This is a genomic window from Sphingobacterium sp. UBA3519, assembly GCF_002377215.1.
Classification (GTDB): Bacteria; Bacteroidota; Bacteroidia; order Sphingobacteriales; family Sphingobacteriaceae; genus Sphingobacterium; species Sphingobacterium multivorum.
Genome location: NZ_DFPI01000031.1, coordinates 83,538 through 101,923, shown reverse-complemented (window position 1 = coordinate 101,923; position 18,386 = coordinate 83,538). Strand labels below are relative to the sequence as shown.

Annotated in this window: 8 protein-coding genes; 6 read left to right on the top strand and 2 right to left on the bottom strand. The window is 41.9% G+C overall.

Features of this window, described 5'->3' with window-relative positions:
• Positions 1-8 precede the first annotated feature (8 nt).
• A complete protein-coding gene (locus tag B3297_RS20160; RefSeq protein ID WP_070565241.1) occupies positions 9-866 on the bottom strand; it encodes a hypothetical protein in 858 nt (285 codons plus the stop codon).
• 162 nt (positions 867-1,028) lie between these two features.
• On the opposite strand from B3297_RS20160, the gene B3297_RS20155 reads away from it, so the two are divergent.
• From B3297_RS20155 to B3297_RS20130, 6 genes are all read left to right on the top strand, one after another.
• The gene (locus tag B3297_RS20155; protein ID WP_236586116.1) at positions 1,029-1,607 is read left to right on the top strand and encodes an RNA polymerase sigma factor; all 579 of its coding nucleotides are present in this window, start codon (positions 1,029-1,031) and stop codon (positions 1,605-1,607) included.
• Positions 1,604-2,818, top strand: coding sequence for a hypothetical protein (locus tag B3297_RS20150; protein ID WP_286779365.1), 1,215 nt, complete (start codon positions 1,604-1,606; stop codon positions 2,816-2,818). The genes B3297_RS20155 and B3297_RS20150 overlap by 4 nt, the downstream gene beginning before the upstream one ends.
• Before the next feature lie 726 nt (positions 2,819-3,544).
• Positions 3,545-6,745: a SusC/RagA family TonB-linked outer membrane protein gene (locus tag B3297_RS20145; protein WP_286779364.1), complete on the top strand. Its 3,201-nt coding sequence runs from the start codon at positions 3,545-3,547 to the stop codon at positions 6,743-6,745.
• Positions 6,746-6,756: 11 nt separating this feature from the next.
• Positions 6,757-8,754, top strand: a complete 1,998-nt coding sequence (locus B3297_RS20140; protein WP_070565245.1) for a RagB/SusD family nutrient uptake outer membrane protein — start codon at positions 6,757-6,759, stop codon at positions 8,752-8,754.
• A 156-nt stretch (positions 8,755-8,910) separates the two neighbouring features.
• Complete coding sequence (locus B3297_RS20135; protein ID WP_070565246.1) at positions 8,911-10,665, top strand: family 43 glycosylhydrolase; 1,755 nt, start codon at positions 8,911-8,913, stop codon at positions 10,663-10,665.
• A gap of 87 nt (positions 10,666-10,752) precedes the next feature.
• Positions 10,753-13,935, top strand: a complete 3,183-nt coding sequence (locus B3297_RS20130; protein WP_286779363.1) for a glycoside hydrolase family 2 TIM barrel-domain containing protein — start codon at positions 10,753-10,755, stop codon at positions 13,933-13,935.
• Between the two features lie 73 nt (positions 13,936-14,008).
• Here the strand turns inward: B3297_RS20130 and B3297_RS20125 are convergent, their stop codons facing one another.
• Complete coding sequence (locus B3297_RS20125; protein ID WP_286779362.1) at positions 14,009-18,061, bottom strand: hybrid sensor histidine kinase/response regulator transcription factor; 4,053 nt, start codon at positions 18,059-18,061, stop codon at positions 14,009-14,011.
• Positions 18,062-18,386 lie beyond the last annotated feature (325 nt).

The window sequence follows — 18,386 nt, the reverse complement described above, 5'->3', positions numbered from 1 at the left end:
GTTTTGGTTTAGTTAGCAGGGGCAACGGTAGAGTTGTCGTTTACGATTGGCCAAACGCCAACGCGTGGGAAACTTATCCCTTTATTATCTCCACGCTGTGTATCCTGGCCGAAGTAATATAAGGGCCATCCTTTGAACGTTAATTGTTTCTTTCCATAGACGGTAATGACAGCGATGTCAGCCGTACGAACAAGCGAAGGCAGAGCTCCAGTCTCTTTTTGAAAGATAGGCCAGATCGCATCATTACTGAAATCTGCAGCAGTATAATTGTTTTTGTTGAATTTGTCGGGTTTAAAGGCATACAACGTTCTGCCCTTATCATCGGTCAGGTAAATTGTTTTTCCGGTTCCTTCGGTATAGTCGCCTAAATAGTTTTTAGTATCGTGTCCGATAAGTTGCGCATTCGCAACCATGAGTAAATAATCAGGTTTGGCCACGTACCATATTTTATTGACAGCATCTCCTTTCACCTGACCGGATTGACTATCGCCTGCATAATTGTAAAGCGGCCAGCCCTTAAATGTGTTTTGTTTCGAGCCATCTTCACGTGTTATTTCACCGATCAGGCTTTTGTCAATTTTTAGGTCTGTGCTTGTTTCACTGCTGTAATAAACCGGCCAAGTGGTCAAACAATTACCGCTGCAGGTCGAAGCTCCTTTTGTATCATTCGAAAAGAAATAGAGTGTTTTACCGTCGGCATCGGTCAGAATATTACCAAATTGGGTATTGGCAGACATTTGCACGCCCTTGTTTTTATTTTCGACATTGCCAGGTTCACCATCGCTTTTTGAACATGCAGAAAACAATGTTAAGGTCAATAGACCACCTATAAAAGTTAATTTGACTTGTTTTTGGTTTGATTTCATAATGGTATGTTTTAAAATAATGTCTTGATATTACGATCAGGTCAGTGAAAAGGTTGCTTGGAAATTGAGTTGAAAAAAAATATTTTTTGGAGGCAACCTTTTCGATTATCCTCTCGTATAAGACTTAATACTATATTTATCAAAAGAAAGAAGCAATATCGAGTGGCGATAACAGAAGTTGACGAAAAATCTATCCATATTATTAAAGGATGTATTGATGAGGACCGCAGGGCTCAGAAAGATCTTTACACCATCTACTACGCTATGTCTTTAGGGATATGTCTGCGCTACGCTAATAACAGGGAAGATGCTATCAGTATTTTAAATGAAGGCTTTTTCAAGGTTTTTAAAAATATCAACAAATATGATTTTCAGAAGCCTTTTTCCATATGGATCAAAAAAATCATGACAAATACTGCAATTGATTTTTATCGGGCAAAGATTAAACAGGGCATCTTGGTAGATGTATCCATGTATGAGCATACCATTATTGAGGATGATAGCATCAGTCAAAAGTTAAACTATGAAGATTTATTAGCGATGGTACAGCAGCTTCCACCTGCCTACAGAACAGTGTTCAATCTCTATGCGATCGATGGTTATGGACACGAAGAAATTAGTGGCATGCTGGGAATTGCCATTGGAACATCAAAATCTAATCTGCATAAAGCACGTGGTAGACTGGCGGAAATGGTGGAAGTTCAAGGGGTAAAATTTGGTAAAACGGAGGAGAAAAGATGATGGAAAAGGATAAGAATAAGGTTGATGAGCTATTTAGGTCGGGCTTAAGTGATGCTAACTTTGACTTTGATGAATCACATTGGCAAGATATAGAATCGCGATTGGACAATGAAAGGCGTGTAAAGAGACGAAAGATCGTCGTCTTAACGAGCTTGGCAGCTACACTTGCAGCAGTTTTAACGATCTTTTTTGTTTGGAATAGCGCGTTATTTAAAACCAATAATTTACCAGGTGAAATAAATACAGCCGGTATTTCGCCTGAAAAGGAGGTTCCGGAGAACAAAACTGTTCAACCTAAGGAGTATTCGCCAGACGAAACCAAACGGGATCAAGATTGGATTGCATTTCAGCCGAACAAACGTGCGAATAATGTGTTCCAGATTTCAAATGAAACCATCGTACTGCAAGATATCCGTTTGGAGAAGATAGCCGATGCAAATCCGATAATCGGGCAAGAAAGAAAACTAAATACTGTATTCACAATTCCAACCATGGAATATAACAATCAAAGATTGCCTCATTTCAACTTAAGAGAAGAACCGGTTGAAGGGACAGGGGAGCGTCTGGCAGCCATTTATCAGCCTAAAGAAAGTGTGGGATCCAATGCGCAGGAAAGAGAGCGGTCGGTTGTTAGTTTCTTGGCCGGGCCAGATCTGACAAGCGTGCGGGGGGCAGGTAAATCCTCCCTTAGTGAAAATATCGGTTTGGCCTATTCCTATCCCCTCACAAAAGCACTGCGTGTGTCTGTGGGTGCTACCTACGCTAAAAAGAATTATACGTCAGCGTATAAATTTTATGCGCCATCAAATCCACCGGAAATGGCACAATTGCCGAGCAATGTGAGCGCTGTATGTGATGTTCTTGATGTACCACTGACAGCGAGTTATACGGTTTTGAAAGGTAAAAAAGTGAAGTTCAATGTCAGTGCAGGACTTTCGAGCTATTTTATGCTAAAGGAAAAATATACCTTCGACTACGAAGGTGGAGGTAGCTATGGCGGATCTCAGAAAAGTGCCGTCTATGAAGTGAATGGAGAGAACCAGCATATCTTTGGTGTTGCCGATTTCTCGATCTCCATTGAGAAGAAAATTAACGATAAAATTAATATTGGCGTAAAACCTTTTGTTAAAATGCCTTTGACAGGGATAGGTTACGGAAATGTAGATCTGGAATCTAAAGGCGTTGCGTTTACCTTGGGAATGAGTTTGTAATGCGGAATCGCTCGGCTTTCGTTTGGGGCATGTTCGGTACAGCTTCGCATCAGGGAGCGCCTCTGGGCGTACTAATCTTCTATTTCATTTCTAATGTGCTGTTCGTATGTGAACAATTCGAATAATAACTGTTCGCATACGTACATTTCATTTTTTGAAGCAGATCCTAAATTAGGCTATAATGCGCTTCAGAAGGTATAAATGAACTAGAGGACCCTATGGTATGGTATTTGGCACGGAGCTAACAAAATTGATCTTATGTTCTTTATGCATTTTGAAGTTCAATTTTCATTTTAGTCATTCACTATAAATAAATATATAGGTTGTTTAGCTGCGTCGGGAGATGCGGCTTTTTTTGAGGGCAAAAAGCCTGATTTGACGAATTTGCCCCTTAAAATAAGAAGATTTTACCCCCCTTCCGTTGTAACGTTTTTGATAATATTGCAAGTGTCAATACGACATTTTATGGTGTTGGCAATATTAAATAACCAAGAGTGTTTGCCTGATTAGCTGAATACCCGCTCCAAATCATATAAAAAATAGGTGTAGGAAAAGTAAGCTGGCTAAAACTCAAAAACAGCTAAATAACCAAGTTTAATTATGATGAATTTACCAATCAAAAGTGGATTGTTTGATCCTTGAATTCCCAATGAAACGCAATAATGCTACCTCATATTGCCGTACTACGCTTCATCAAAATATTTTAATTACTAAACAGTTTTACTTATGAAAAGAAAAATAGTATTCACACCGTGCTGGCTTTGTTGTATCTGCTTTTTACTTTTAAGCTTACAGCAGACTTATGCGCAGTCAATAACTGTACGGGGCCAGGTTACCGAAAATAATAGGCCACTGGCCGGAGTGACCGTCAAAAATATCGGTTCCACAGTGCAAGCACAAACAGATACACAGGGAAAATATACGATCAGTGCTGCCACAGTCACGGCATTAGAATTTACCTTTCTAGGTTATGCGAAACAGCGCTTTGAATTCAGTCAGCTCAAACAGATCAGCCAAGGGAACTACGAGCTTAACGTGCAACTTGATGCTTCCGAAGGAGATGTTTTGGATGAAGTGGTGGTGGTCGGTTTCGGTTCGCAGAAAAAAACAAACCTGACCGGTTCGGTTGCGGTGGTGGATGCCAAGCAACTAGAAAATAGGCCGGTAAGAAATGCGATCCAGGCACTGCAAGGACTGGCACCAGGACTAAATATTTCCCAAAACTCGGGAACGATGGAAACCAATCCATCCATTAATATCCGGGGGACGGGCACCATCGGAACCTCTTCTTCGGCACCACTGATTTTAATCGATGGTTCTGAAGGGTCTTTGGCGGCACTAAATCCACAGGATATTGAAAGCGTATCTGTATTAAAAGATGCTGGAGCGGCTTCAATTTACGGCTCTAGAGCTGCCTTTGGGGTTATTTTAGTTACTACAAAATCTGGAAAGGCTGGACGTACATCGGTAAATTATAATAATAGCTTTCGTATGAATGCCCCAACATTAATGCCGAAGATGATGGATTCTTATACATTTGCGCAATACTTTAATCAGGCCGAAGTCAACGCAGGTGGTTCACCACATTTCTCCGCGGAGCATCTGCAGCGCATCCTGGATTATCAAAACGGAAGCCTGAAAAATTCGACGATAGTCGATCCAAACAATAAATTGTATTGGGCTGAAGGATATGCCTATGGTAACGACAACAACGATTGGTTCGATGTCATGTATCGGGATCAGGCTTTTGCTCAGGAGCACAACCTAAGCCTCAATGGTGGAACCGAAAAAACAACTTATTACCTTTCAGGTAATATTATGAAACAACAAGGGTTGATGGCCTTCAATACGGATCATTACGACCGTTACGCTGTTGCTGCTAAAATCAATTCTAAAGTATCTGACATCTTTCAGGTAAATTACAACGCGCGATTGGTGCGTGAAGACTACAACCGTCCGGCTGCATTGACCAATAGTTTTTATGATGATTTAGGCAGACAGGGCTGGCCAACGCTGCCTCTGTATGATCCAAATGGATACTTGTTCAGTTCTCCCTCACCTGCACTTGCCATGAAAGAAGGCGGACAGGATAAATCAAGTAAGGATTACATTTACCAACAGTTACAACTCATCCTCGAACCTATTAAAGGATGGCGTACAACTGGTAATTTTAACTATAGAACCACAACTCAATTTCGTCATTGGGACTCGCAGCGTCTTTACAACCATGACGTGAATGGTGATCCGTATCTGTATAAAAACTCATCCAATGTGTACGAATTTGGTTTAAAGGAAAACTACTATAACATTAATATCTTTTCTGATTACGATAAGAGCTGGGGCGACCATCATGTTAAAGTTATGGTCGGTGGTCAGATTGAACACACGGCCTATCGCAATCTCGGTGTGCAACGCGACGGAATCATTATCCCGGATCAACCGGTATTGAATCTGACCTCCGGCACAGACATCAATGGAAAAGCAGTAGTGCCTTCTGTATCTGGCGAATATCAAAAATGGGCAACAGCGGGTTTCTTCGGCCGATTGAATTACAATTATGCAGAAAAATACCTATTGGAAGCTAATTTGCGTTATGACGGTTCATCACGCTTCCGCAGCGATAGCCGCTGGGGCTGGTTTCCTTCAGTTTCTGCAGGATGGAACATCGCCAAAGAAAACTTTATTGCAGAGTCGGCACCATTTATTAATATGCTGAAATTAAGAGCTTCCTACGGAGAACTGGGTAATCAAAATACCGATGTCTGGTATCCGACTTATGTCACGCAACCAACGGGTACAGCCAATGGCGCTTGGCTAATTAATAATGCTCGACCAAATTCTGCTTCGGCTCCAGGCTTGGTAAGTGCCTTATTGACCTGGGAATCCATCAATACCAAAAACTTAGGCGTCGATTTTGCTTTTTTAAATAGCCGACTTTCTGGGTCTTTTGAGGTCTTCGAACGGAAAACATTTAATATGGTCGGCCCAGCTCCACAGTTGCCTAATACATTAGGAACCCAGGTTCCTCAAACAAATAATACCGACTTAAAAACAAGAGGGTTTGAAGCTACACTGGGCTGGAATGACCGTACAGCCAGTGGTTTCGCATATGGAGCAAAGTTTCTCCTGTCGGATTATACCACAACAGTAACACGCTATCCAAACGCAATAGGGTCATTATCAAACTATCGGGAAGGCCAAAAGTTAGGTGAAATATGGGGATATCAAACCCTTGGTATCGCAAAGACAGAGGAACAGATGAGTCAACATCTGGCGAGCTTGCCCAATGGTGGACAAAATGCATTAGGAACACAATGGGGGGCAGGCGATATCATGTATGCGGATTTGAATGGCGACGGAAAAATAGATGGTGGAAGCAATACAGAGGCCGATCCTGGTGATCGTCGTGTGATTGGAAACAGCACGCCGCGTTACTCCTTTGGATTGAATCTGAATGCGGATTACAAAAATTTTGATTTTAGTGTTTTCATGCAAGGTGTCATGAAACGCGACTATTGGCAAGGTGGCTATTATTTTTGGGGAGCAACTTCAAAATGGTGGTCAACGGGCTTGGTCGATCATCTTGATTATTTCCGTACCGCAGACAATCCATTGGGCGAAAATCTTGATGCGTATTACGCACGTCCTGTTTTTGGAACCTCCAAAAATCAACAGACGCAGACGCGCTTTTTGCAAAATGCAGCCTATATCCGCATAAAAAATATTCAGCTAGGCTATACCTTACCGAAAGAAACAACCAAACGTTTTGGTGTGGAGCGTCTACGCGTATACGTTTCCGGAGAAAATATCTGGACCGGCTCAAGTGTAGCGGGAATGTTTGATCCCGAAACTATTGATGGCGGAAGCAACGGAACGGTTTATCCATTGACAAAAGTATGGTCTGCAGGTTTAAGTGTTACATTTTAAGTCGATTCATTATGAAATTCAATAGTACTATTTTTAGATTGATGCAATTGGGCCTTGTCGCTTTGGTAGGCCTAGCTTCCTGCAATAAATATTTGGATATTGCCCCCCCTTCGTCCATCATACCTGAAGCGTATCTGGATGAGGAATCACAACTTGCTGCTTATACCGTAAATCAATATGCTGGACTGTTTCCTTCGCATGGCAACTGGTCCTTTGGCACGTTCGGCATCGACGGAAATACAGACAATATGGCTACTCCAACACTCGATAATAAGTTTATTCCAGGCCAATGGCGCGTTGGATCGAACGGCGGTGACTGGGATTTTTCAAGTATTTATCAGATGAATTATTTTATCAATACGGTGGTTCCCAAATGGAAGGAAAATCGTATTCTCGGAAATTCCAGTAACATAGCACATTATATCGGTGAAGCCTATTTTTTACGGGCTTATGTTTACTTTGGGAAATTGCAGGCCTTGGGCGATTTTCCGATTATTCGCAATGTGATGTCGGATAAGGATAAGAGTATTTTAGTGGAAGCGAGCAAGCGTTCACCAAGAAATGAAGTCGCGCGTTTTATACTTTCAGACTTGGATTCGGCCATTACCTTGCTGAACCAAAGTTCTCCCGATGGCAAGAAACAGCGGATCTCAAAAAATGTAGCCCAGCTGTTCAAGTCCCGAGTAGCTTTGTACGAAGGTACCTGGCTCAAATACTTTAGCGGAACCGCATTCGTCCCTAAAGGACCAGGATGGCCTGGTGCGGCAAAATCATACAATAGCAATTATGCATTTCCGACGGGAAGTATTGCCGGAGAGATCGACTACTTTTTAACGCAGGCCATGGAATCGGCAGCTGCGGTTGCTGACAATGTGCCGCTGGTGAGCAACACCGGAATAATAGAATCTGCCAACAATGAGAATCCTTACTTCAGTATGTTTGGTGCCGTGGATATGTCCAGCTATGGCGAAGTACTTTTGTGGCGACAATACAACCAGAGTTTGGTGACACACAATGTACCGGTATATGCACAGCGTGGCAATTATGCGGTTGGTTTGACACGCGGCCTTGTTGAAAGCTTCCTGATGTCCAATGGACTGCCTATTTACGCTTCCGGCAGTGGTTATGCGGGCGATGATTACATCGCAGATGTTCGGAAAAATCGCGATGGTCGTTTACAATTGTTTTTAAAAGAGCCCGGCCAAAAGAATGTATTGGTCAATATTGGACAAGGTACGCACTATACCCTTATTGAACCCACACCGACTGTTTACGATACCGATTGGGAAAGACGTTATACAACGGGGTATACTATACGTAAAGGTATTTCATACGACGGTTTACAAACGCTAAACGGACAGGGATTTACGGGTAGTATTACCTTCCGAGCTACCGAAGCTTACCTCAATTATATGGAGGCCTGTTTCGAAAAGAATCAAAATTTAGATACGAAGGCGCAGGCCTATTGGCGCTCATTGCGTACACGTGCTAAGGTCGACCAAGATTTCAATGCAACCATTGCTGCAACACAAATGGAGAAAGAGAAGAAAGATTGGGGCGCGTATTCTGCAGGACAGTTTGTGTCACCTACATTGTACAATATACGTCGCGAACGCAGAAGCGAACTCATGGCGGAAGGTCTACGTTGGATGGATCTCAAGCGCTGGCGTGCGATGGACCAGCTGATTACAACAGCAGACCATTTTGAAGGCTTTAAACTCTGGGGGCCGATGAAAGATTGGTACAAACCCGAACAGCTGATTTATGGCGCTACCAATGATAAATCTGTCGTTTCAGATCCTGCACGGAGTGAATACCTCAGACCATTGGAGGTCCGAAGCAATGCCCTGTCTTATACTGGGGTGAAATTTGCCATGGCGCATTATCTTGCACCTATTGCCGTCGAGCATTTCCAGTTGGCTTCGGATGATGGAACAGCAGAAAATTCCGTTATTTATCAGAATCCAGGATGGTCACTGATCAGTGGAACTGCCCCAACCGGCTTGTAGAAATATAAAAAGGGATATGTGTCATCTCATTATTACACAAATACGAATATATCCCTCTTTTTGACTCAATATCCCCCTTGACTACGTAGGAAAAGGGGGATATTTTTGTTTACTGATCATCACGAGCAGTTAACTCAAAGAAACTTAAACTAAATCATGAAAAAACTTTTATCTGTCTGTCTTAGTTTGCTGTCAAGTTGTTTTATCGCCTATAGTCAACAGCCCATCCTACCGCAGTATAAATTGGTCTGGTCGGATGAATTTGATTATAATGGTGCACCCGACACGACTAAATGGAGTTACGAAGAAGGTTTCAAACGCAACCGGGAAGAGCAGTGGTATCAAAAGGAAAACGCTTCCTGTCGTAATGGCCTGTTGGTTATTGAAGCAAAAAAAGAACAACGTAATCATCCGGGTTTTATTCAGGGCAGCTCTGATTGGATTGCCAGCCGTAAAAAGATAACCTATACTTCGGCTTCGATAAATACTTTAGGAAAGCAGCACTGGAAATACGGAATTTTTGAAATCCGCGCGCGTATCCCTGTTGGAGAGGGCCTTTGGCCCGCATTCTGGACTTTAGGCACGAGCAAGGAATGGCCATCCAATGGTGAAATAGATATCATGGAATATTATCGCGGCAATATATTAGCCAATATCGCAACTGGCACTGACCAACGGTGGAAAGCACATTGGTTCGGTAAGACAAAAGCAGTCAAAGATCTTGGCGGAAAGGCTTGGGCAGATCAATTTCATATCTGGCGCATGGTTTGGGATGAAGATGCCATTACGCTTTATGTGGATGATATGGAAATGCTTCACGTCCCTATGGATCAATTGGTCAATCGGGACGGTACAGGATTCAATCCATTTACCCAACCACATTATCTCCTGTTAAATTTGGCCCTCGGTGGAATAAACGGTGGCACGATAGCTGATAAATTACTTCCCGCTAAATATGAAATTGATTATATCCGGGTCTATCAAAAAGTAGAACGTGCTGAAATGAATAGCTTTACGCCAGGGGAAATATGGAAAGACCAATCCGGTGATGTGATCAATGCCCATGGCGGCGGCGTACTTCATCAAAATGGAAAATATTATTGGTATGGTGAGAAACGTGGCGGAACGACATCCCAGGGCGTCAATGTGTACTCATCCAATGATTTGTATAACTGGAAGTTTGAAGGATTGGCTCTCACACCTAGCGCAGATTCTACAAGCGATATTGCCTGGGGCTGTATTATGGAACGGCCAAAGGTTATCTATCATGAGCAGCTGAAGAAATATGTGATGTGGTTCCATCTTGAGTTGAAAGGGCAAGGCTATGCAGCAGCCAGGGCCGCCGTTGCTACCAGTGACTCTCCGCTTGGGCCGTTTCAGTTTGTCCACAGCTTCCGGCCAAATAACAATATGTCACGTGATATGGGTTTATTTGTAGACATCGATGGCAGGGCTTACCAAATCTATTCATCGGACGAAAACTATGCCTTACGCCTGGTTCAATTAACCGATGATTACCTACATGTGACAGCAAAAGATTCCTTACTCTTCCGGAATCATCGGGAAGCCCCAGCTTTATTCAAGCATAAAGATCAGTATTATCTGATCACCAGCGGATGCACCGGCTGGGCTCCAAATCGTGCAGAGCTCCATGTCGCTAAGAGTCTTTTTGGCCCCTGGAAATCCCTAGGGGATCCAATGCAAGGGCCAAATTCGGCTTTGACTTATGGCGGTCAATCCACATTTATTCTTCCTGTCGCAGGAAAAACAGATGCCTTTATCTTTATGGCCGACCGCTGGAACCCCAAAGATCTTATGGATAGCAGATATATCTGGCTACCGGTAGATCTCCAGAATGAAAAAGTACAGATAAATTGGAAGGATCAATGGGATTTAAGTGTATTTCACTAGGCCTGCCGTATGGCCGTATTTAACCTACATTCTGTGAAACAAACCACTCTTTTTTGAATTGATTTCTTAATCGCTAAATAATAAAACATGCAGTTTGTGAATAAATTGGTGCTTATTCTACTCTATAGTTTGATATTCAATTTTGGACATGCGCAGTCCAGTGTTACCTTGACACATGGACCGCGTAAAATGCAACAGCTAGATACTCTTGTCCGAAAAGGAATCCCTTGGTTGGATGAAACGATAACCGAAGAAAACCGGCTGCCCATGCATACCGATTTTGTGACCTTTCCGAATACGTCTCAGATCGTCAATAGCGATTGGCGTGAATCTTCCGCTTATTTAAGTTTGAATGGTCCCTGGAAATTTAAATGGGCAGATAGTCCGTCAAAATTACCGGCCAATTTTGAATCGTTGACTTATGATGATCATCTTTGGGCTAATTTTCAGGTGCCTGCAAACTGGGAACTCAATGGATACGGTTTCCCGATGTATACGACCTCCGGTTTTGAATTCACTTATTTGATCGGAAAACCAAATCCACCAATTGTGCCGATGGATTTCAACCCCACGGCTGTGTACCGCCGAGAGGTAGTCATTCCTGAGGATTGGCAGGGCAAACCTATTATCCTCCATATTGGGGCTGCCAAATCAAATCTATCTGTTTGGGTAAATGGTCAATATGTGGGGTATGGGGAGGATAGCAAATTACCTTCCGAGTTTGATGTAACAAGATATTTGAGAAAAGGAAAAAATCTAATCACAATGCGCGTCATGCGTTGGGGAGTTGCAAATTATTTGGAGGATCAGGACATGTGGCGCCTCAGTGGAATCACACGAGACTGTTATCTGCTGGCACGGCAACCGATATATCTACGTGATATTCAGTTGGCACCGACCCTCAACGATTCTTTTGATGAAGGACAGCTAAATACTAAGCTGATTTTTAACCAGAGCAGTCAAGATGAGTTAAGAGCAGAGGTTTCATTACATAGAAATGGTCGTCTTGTGTCAGTTAAAACTGTTAAAGTCTCGGGACAAGAGATGGATATTGCACAGACCATAGAGCGTCCTGCACTATGGTCGGCCGAAATGCCAAATTTATACCAGGTGACTGTTAAGCTAATAGACCACGAGGGTAAACTCAGCGAGGTCGTTCCCCAGCAAGTGGGCTTCCGTCGGGTTGAGATCAAAGAAGGTCAGTTGCACGTGAATGGACAGCCTATACTTATCAAGGGAATAAACAGGCACGAAACAGATCCTGTAACAGGGCATGTGATCTCCAAAGAAAATATGTTGCGTGATGTACAGCTCATGAAAAAGTTCAATATCAATGCTGTCCGTACCAGCCACTATCCCAATGCCGAATATTGGTTGCAACTCTGTGATCAATATGGATTGTATGTGATTGATGAGGCTAATATCGAATCTCATGGCATGGGCTATGATCTGTCTTATACGATGGCCAATAGGCCGACCTGGGAAAAGGCACATGTTGCCCGTGTTGAACGTCTTATTCAGCGCGACCGGAATCATCCCAGCGTAATTATTTGGAGCATGGGCAACGAAGCTGGAAATGGCTACAATTTCTATCGGGCCTACCTCCGGATGAAAGAGCTCGATAAAAGTCGCCCTGTACAATACGAAAGGGCTGTGAATAATTATGGGGAATTAAGATTTGATTGGAATACCGATCTGATTGTTCCCATGTATGCAAGCCCATCGGCGATGAAAAATTATGCAGCGCGCAACCCTAAGCCCCAAAGGCCCTTTATTCAATGTGAGTATGCCCATGCCATGGGAAATTCATTAGGAAATTTTAAGGATTATTGGGACATCATTCGGGCAAATAAAGGAATATTCCAAGGCGGATATATCTGGGATTTTGTGGACCAATGTTTTATTAAAATCAACGCTAAAGGCGATACGGTTTATACCTATGGTGGAGACTATGAGCCTAAGGAAGCCATAACGGACTGGAATTATGCTTCCAAAGGCATTTTTTATGCTAATAGGACACCCTATCCGCATGCCTGGGAAATGAAGAAAGTATATCAAGATATCCATAGCAGCCTAATGAAGGAGAAAAAGATACAGGTTTACAATGAACGTTTTTTTACCGGACTTGACAATGTTGAACTTCAATGGGAGCTTATTGTTGATGGAAAGAAAGCCCAATCTGGTTTAATCAGTCACTTGAATGTGTTGCCGCAACAATCTGGTGTGCTGTTTATCCCTTATCAAACAGATGCACGTGGGGAGAAATTTCTGAATCTGACTTATCGATTGAAAAAAGCCGAACCCTTACTTCCTATGGGGCATATTATTGCAACCGAACAGTTGTCTTTAGGTGGTGTTTTTCAACCTAATACAACCATTGTGGCACAGGGGAAAATCAAGACTGAGCGAAAAGATGGAAATCTGATTATCTCGGCAAAACAGCTGCAGATGGAGTTTGACCTTAAATCAGGATGGCTGACCAGATATCATTACAAAGGACGGGATTTAATGGATGAGCATGCTTTATTTAAGACTAATTATTGGCGTGCACCGAATGATAACGATTTCGGTGCAAATACACCTGAAAAACTGAAATCTTGGAAACAGGTTACGGATTCTATTGAATTACTTGAAATTAGATCCGAATTAATCGATAGCCTGGTCTATGTCTATGCGGCCTACAAAATGCCTCAGGTATATGGACAGTTAGCAATGAAATACTGCATTAATCAACGGGGTGAAATGCGCGTTTCTCAATCATTCACGGCTGACACCACAAAAAAGGTTGCTGTTCTGCCACGTTTCGGCATGCAATGGATCATGCCTGCTGGCTTTGAGGCCATTAATTACTACGGTAGGGGACCACAGGAGAACTACATCGACCGTAATTTTGCATCGCATGTCGGAATTTATAAACAGACCGTCGATCAACAGTATTTTCCTTATGTAATGCCACAGGAGACAGGTAATAAGACCGATGTCAGGTGGATGGAAATAAGAAATAAGCAAGGTGAGGGATTGTTTTTTACGGCAGATTCTACTTTCAGTATAAGTGCCTTGCATTATTTTGATAAGGATTTGGACGACGGTCCCAAGCGACAACAACGCCATGCCGCTGACCTTGTCAAAAGGAAACAAACGCAAGTTAATATTGACCTCAGACAAATGGGCGTAGGCGGAATCAATAGCTGGGGAGCATGGCCGCTTCACGAATATACATTGCCGTACAAAGATTATTCATTCTCCTTCGTTATAAAACCAGTCGAATAATTATAGCGTCCTGTACAGCAGAAAGAGCTCGTGATTGTTGTACAGGACTTATTTTACTTTTTAACAATTCAGACTAAGGCCGGTCTACATGGAATTCATTCTGAAATGCTTTTCGGTACTTTTTGACATAGTCGGATGGTGTATCGCCAAACAATTTGTTGAATTGTTGTCTAAAGTAGCGCTGATCGTAAAAACCTGTTAAGTTAGCTACTTCATTAATTTTCGAATCTGTCAAAATAAGCATTTCTGCTGCTTTTTTGAGTCGTACCGACCTGATAAATTCATTGATCGATTTGCCTGAAATTGTTTTAATTTTTTTATAAAGTGACGAATGACTCATCCCCGTTTTTTCGGCAAGGCTTATTACAGTCAATTCTTCCAGTAGGTTCTCTTCAATAATCTCAATGCACCGTTCTATGAATAGCTTGTCTGTGATCGATATCTTTAGCTCATTCGACTGTAATGTGATAGCGTTAAGGAAAAAGTCCTGAAGGTTCTTTTTGTTCTGCAGTAATGTCTTGACCCGAAGCAACAATATTTCCGAATCAAATGGCTTGTGGATATAATCATCGGCACCATATTGAATTCCGGCTAACTTCGTGCCGTCGGAAGTACTTGAAGTAAGCAGGATGATTTGAATATGGTTGAGCGTAGCATTAGATTTTACGGCTTTGCAGAGTGACAATCCATCCATCTCTTCCATGATAATATCACTTATGACCAGATCAGGTTGTTTTTCGTTGATCATAGCTAATGCCTGAACGCCATTACGGGCACCATAGACCGTATATTCTACCTTAAAAATGTCGGTAAGATAGCTGCGGATCGCATCGTCGTCGTCAACCAATAAGATACTGAATTTTTTGCTTGATATGGCCGTTGGAAATGTGGGAGCTGTTTCTGTCACCACTTGTGCATCGTATAGCATTTGAATCCCCGACTCGTTGCGGTGCGCTACATCTGCCAATGGTTCTTCGGCCGGCATTTGTTGTGCCACGATAGGCAAAACGAGGTCGAATGTTGTTCCCGCTGTTGTTGAACTCGTATAACTTATTTTTCCGGCGTGCATTTCAACAAAAGTTTTGACCAGATACATGCCGATCCCGAATCCCGTTTGTTTTTTGGGGCCAGTCAGTGGATCCGAAAAATATTTGTCGAATATTCTATCGCCAAGATGTTCGGGGATACCTTTTCCCGAATCCTTGATCTGAATGGTTAATTCCCTACCCTGTTGCGATAGAGCAATATGAATAGCGCCATCGGAAGGCGTAAATTTAAAGGCATTTGATATTAGATTGCATAAGATGATCTCAATTTTTTCTTTGTCGGCATTGACAAAGACCGGATCGGAATTTTCCTGGAACTGATAATTTATCTTTTGTAATTTTGCCTGGGCAGCGAAATATAGAAATATTTCTTTCATAAAGCTTTGACAGTCGAAAATGCTGGTTTTGAGCTGTTCGGCACCGTCCTCTGTTTTTCTAAATACAAGCAGCTGGTCCACCAAGCTCAAAAGCCTTTTGGCGTTCCTATGTACTACCTGAAGGGAAGCCCTGTCTTCAGACTCTTTATTGGTCTTCAGCAGATCTTTAATCGGATTAATAATTAGGGTCAGCGGTGTTCTAAATTCATGCGATATATTGGTAAAAAATGCGTGCCTCTTTTCATTGAGTTCTCTTTCCTTTTGGATGGTGAATTTTGAAAGCTGTATTTCATAATTTAAAGCGATTTGCCTCCTCCGATAGCGCAGATACCATAGCCCCGTATAGATCATAGCCAGCGTGTAAAGCAGGTAAGCCCACCAGCTTCTATACCAAGGCGGGAGAATTTGAATCTCGAGCTTAATCTGCTTATTTGTCCAATTGCCTTCCGAGTCGGTCGATTGAATAAGCAGGGTATAATTTCCTTCATGCAGGCCGTTGTAATTGATAGATCGGGTAGACCCGGCATCGTTCCATTGCTTGTCTAAACCTTCCAAGCGGTATCTATATTTTATCTTTTGTGGCGAATCAAACTCCAAGGCGGCAAACTCCAGCGAAAAAGTAGATTGATTGTAGGGAAGGGTCAATTTGTGAATAGTATTATCTTTTCCAATATCGACCCGGTCGCTCAGTTCGGCAATCTTTTTATTGTTAATTTTAAGACTTGTGATTGCTAAGGCAGGTTCATAAATTTTCAGTTTGATACTATCTGCATCAAAGATGTTAAAACCGTTGTTTCCTCCGAAAAGAAGATGGCCATCTTTGAGCTTAAATGCTGCTCCATAAGAAAACTCGTTGCTTTGAAGCCCATCCGTTTCTTCGTATCGTACAATTTTTTTAGTGGAAGGATCGAACTTCGAGAGGCCATTAAAGGTACTTAACCATAGTTTCCCGGTTTTATCTTCCAAAATATTAAGTACGGCATTGTTACTCAAACCTTCATTTGTGGAATAATTTTCGACAATCTTTTTTGATTTGCTATCAAATGCCAAGAGCCCTTTACCTTCTGTTCCTAACCAAAGTCTGTTATTTTTTCCGAGCCGAATGGCACGAACAGGTTTTCCGATTAAATACCTGGCGCTTTTTCGTGTCTTCTTGTTTAGCTGTATGATCTCATTGTAATTCCCCATCCAGATATTACCTTGTTTATCGTCAATCATGCAATTGATATCATAGATGTCTTCGCTGAAGACTTCAAATTGGTCGCTTGTCGGATTATATGTATATACTCTTCCCTCAGAAAATGTCGCTGCCCAGATCTTCTCATCCTGATCCTTAAAAAGTAATTGTACACTGTTATTTACGACCCCATTTGGCGTCCTGCAAACATAATATTTTAAAGCCGAACCTTTTGCATAACGCGCAATGCCCCTTTCGGTTGCGATCCATAGATCTCCGTTAGTTCCGGTCAAAAGATGGTTTATCGTATTGTCTGGCAATTGCTGTGGCCCTTTTTGAAAAGATTGAACCTGATTGGTCTTGTTATCCCATACATAAAGGCCATCACCTTCGGTACCAATCCAGATCTTGTTATCATACTCAACGAAAGAACGTACAAATTTGTGCGCTAAGTTAAATCCCGCATAATGTTTCTGCTGTAAATAATTAAATTTATAGCCATTGTTATCAATGGTCTCAATGCCGCCCTTTCCGGTGCCAATCCATATTTTACGCTGGGAGTCTATGTAAACCGTATAAATGGTTTTGCTATTCAGTGAAAATTGTACGGGCTGTAGAACATTTTTATTTGCTGCTTTTCCATGAGATAGGTTAAGTATAAAAATGCCATTGTTTTGGGTGGCTAACCAAAGTTTGTTTTGCCCCTCCAGCGTCAGCATGTTGATCTGGCTCGATTTAAGCTCCTGTGGATACAAGGACGAAAGCATATGGTCTTTGATTTTCCAAACAAATAGCCCCTCGTAATTACCAATAAAGAGTTCACCGCTGTTTGTGCTAGCCATACAGGTTGCACTCGTAATAGCCTTCGATACAAGATTCAACTGCTGAGTTTTTTTGTCGAAAGCATATAAACCGCGTCCCTCTATAAAAACCCATACCATGCCGGTCGCGTCAATGTGCGTGGCCGATACGTGGTAGTATAAGGTGGATAGGTTCGATTTATAATCTTTAAAAGCAATTTGTATGGCATATGCTTCTTGATGACTTTTGTAAAATAGCCCCCAGCCGTTTGTGCCGATATAAATATTATTATCACTATCGATTTGAATGGATTTCGTATCGGCATTGAGATGATATGACCGTTTTGATTTTTGGTCTATATAATTTAAACGCGTGAAAGTATCAAAATTTCGGTCGTAGACTCCAATTCCTTGACCAGTTCCTATCCATAATTTTTTATTATGGTCTTCTGCTATACAATAGATATAATTATGCGGAATGCTATTTTCGTTATTTAGCTGATTTCTGTAGGTTTTTATATCATAACCGTCGAATCTGTTTAGCCCGTCGTAGGTACCAAACCACATGAAGCCATGGCTATCCTGAAATATAGATTTCACCGAACTATTGGATAAATCTTTATTCATCTCCTTGGGGAATTGCGCGTGGGTCAGCGTGCTTGTGTGAACAAGGATGAGAACGAATATCAGGATCAAGGCCTGACGTGAATGTAGGAGTCTGTTCAAACTAGGCATGTTAGCAGCGATGTTAGTATGGTATTTCCGATATCAGATAATTTATCGATTCTTCCTTATCATAGGTTATTATCTTGAAAACAACTTTTGTGATCAGAAAAAGTCAATTTGAAGATTATATGGTTAAAGATACGATTGTTTTTTAAAATAAGTGTATATTGTACGTTTATTTAAGACGAACAGTTTTTACGAGTAAGATTTTGCTTCATAAAGCAAAAAGAGGACGGGATGAAAGTAATAAGTGTCTCTATTAAAATAGTGTACAAACCAATTTAAGCAGCTTATGTGCTAGTTTATCAAAAAATACGATACATCT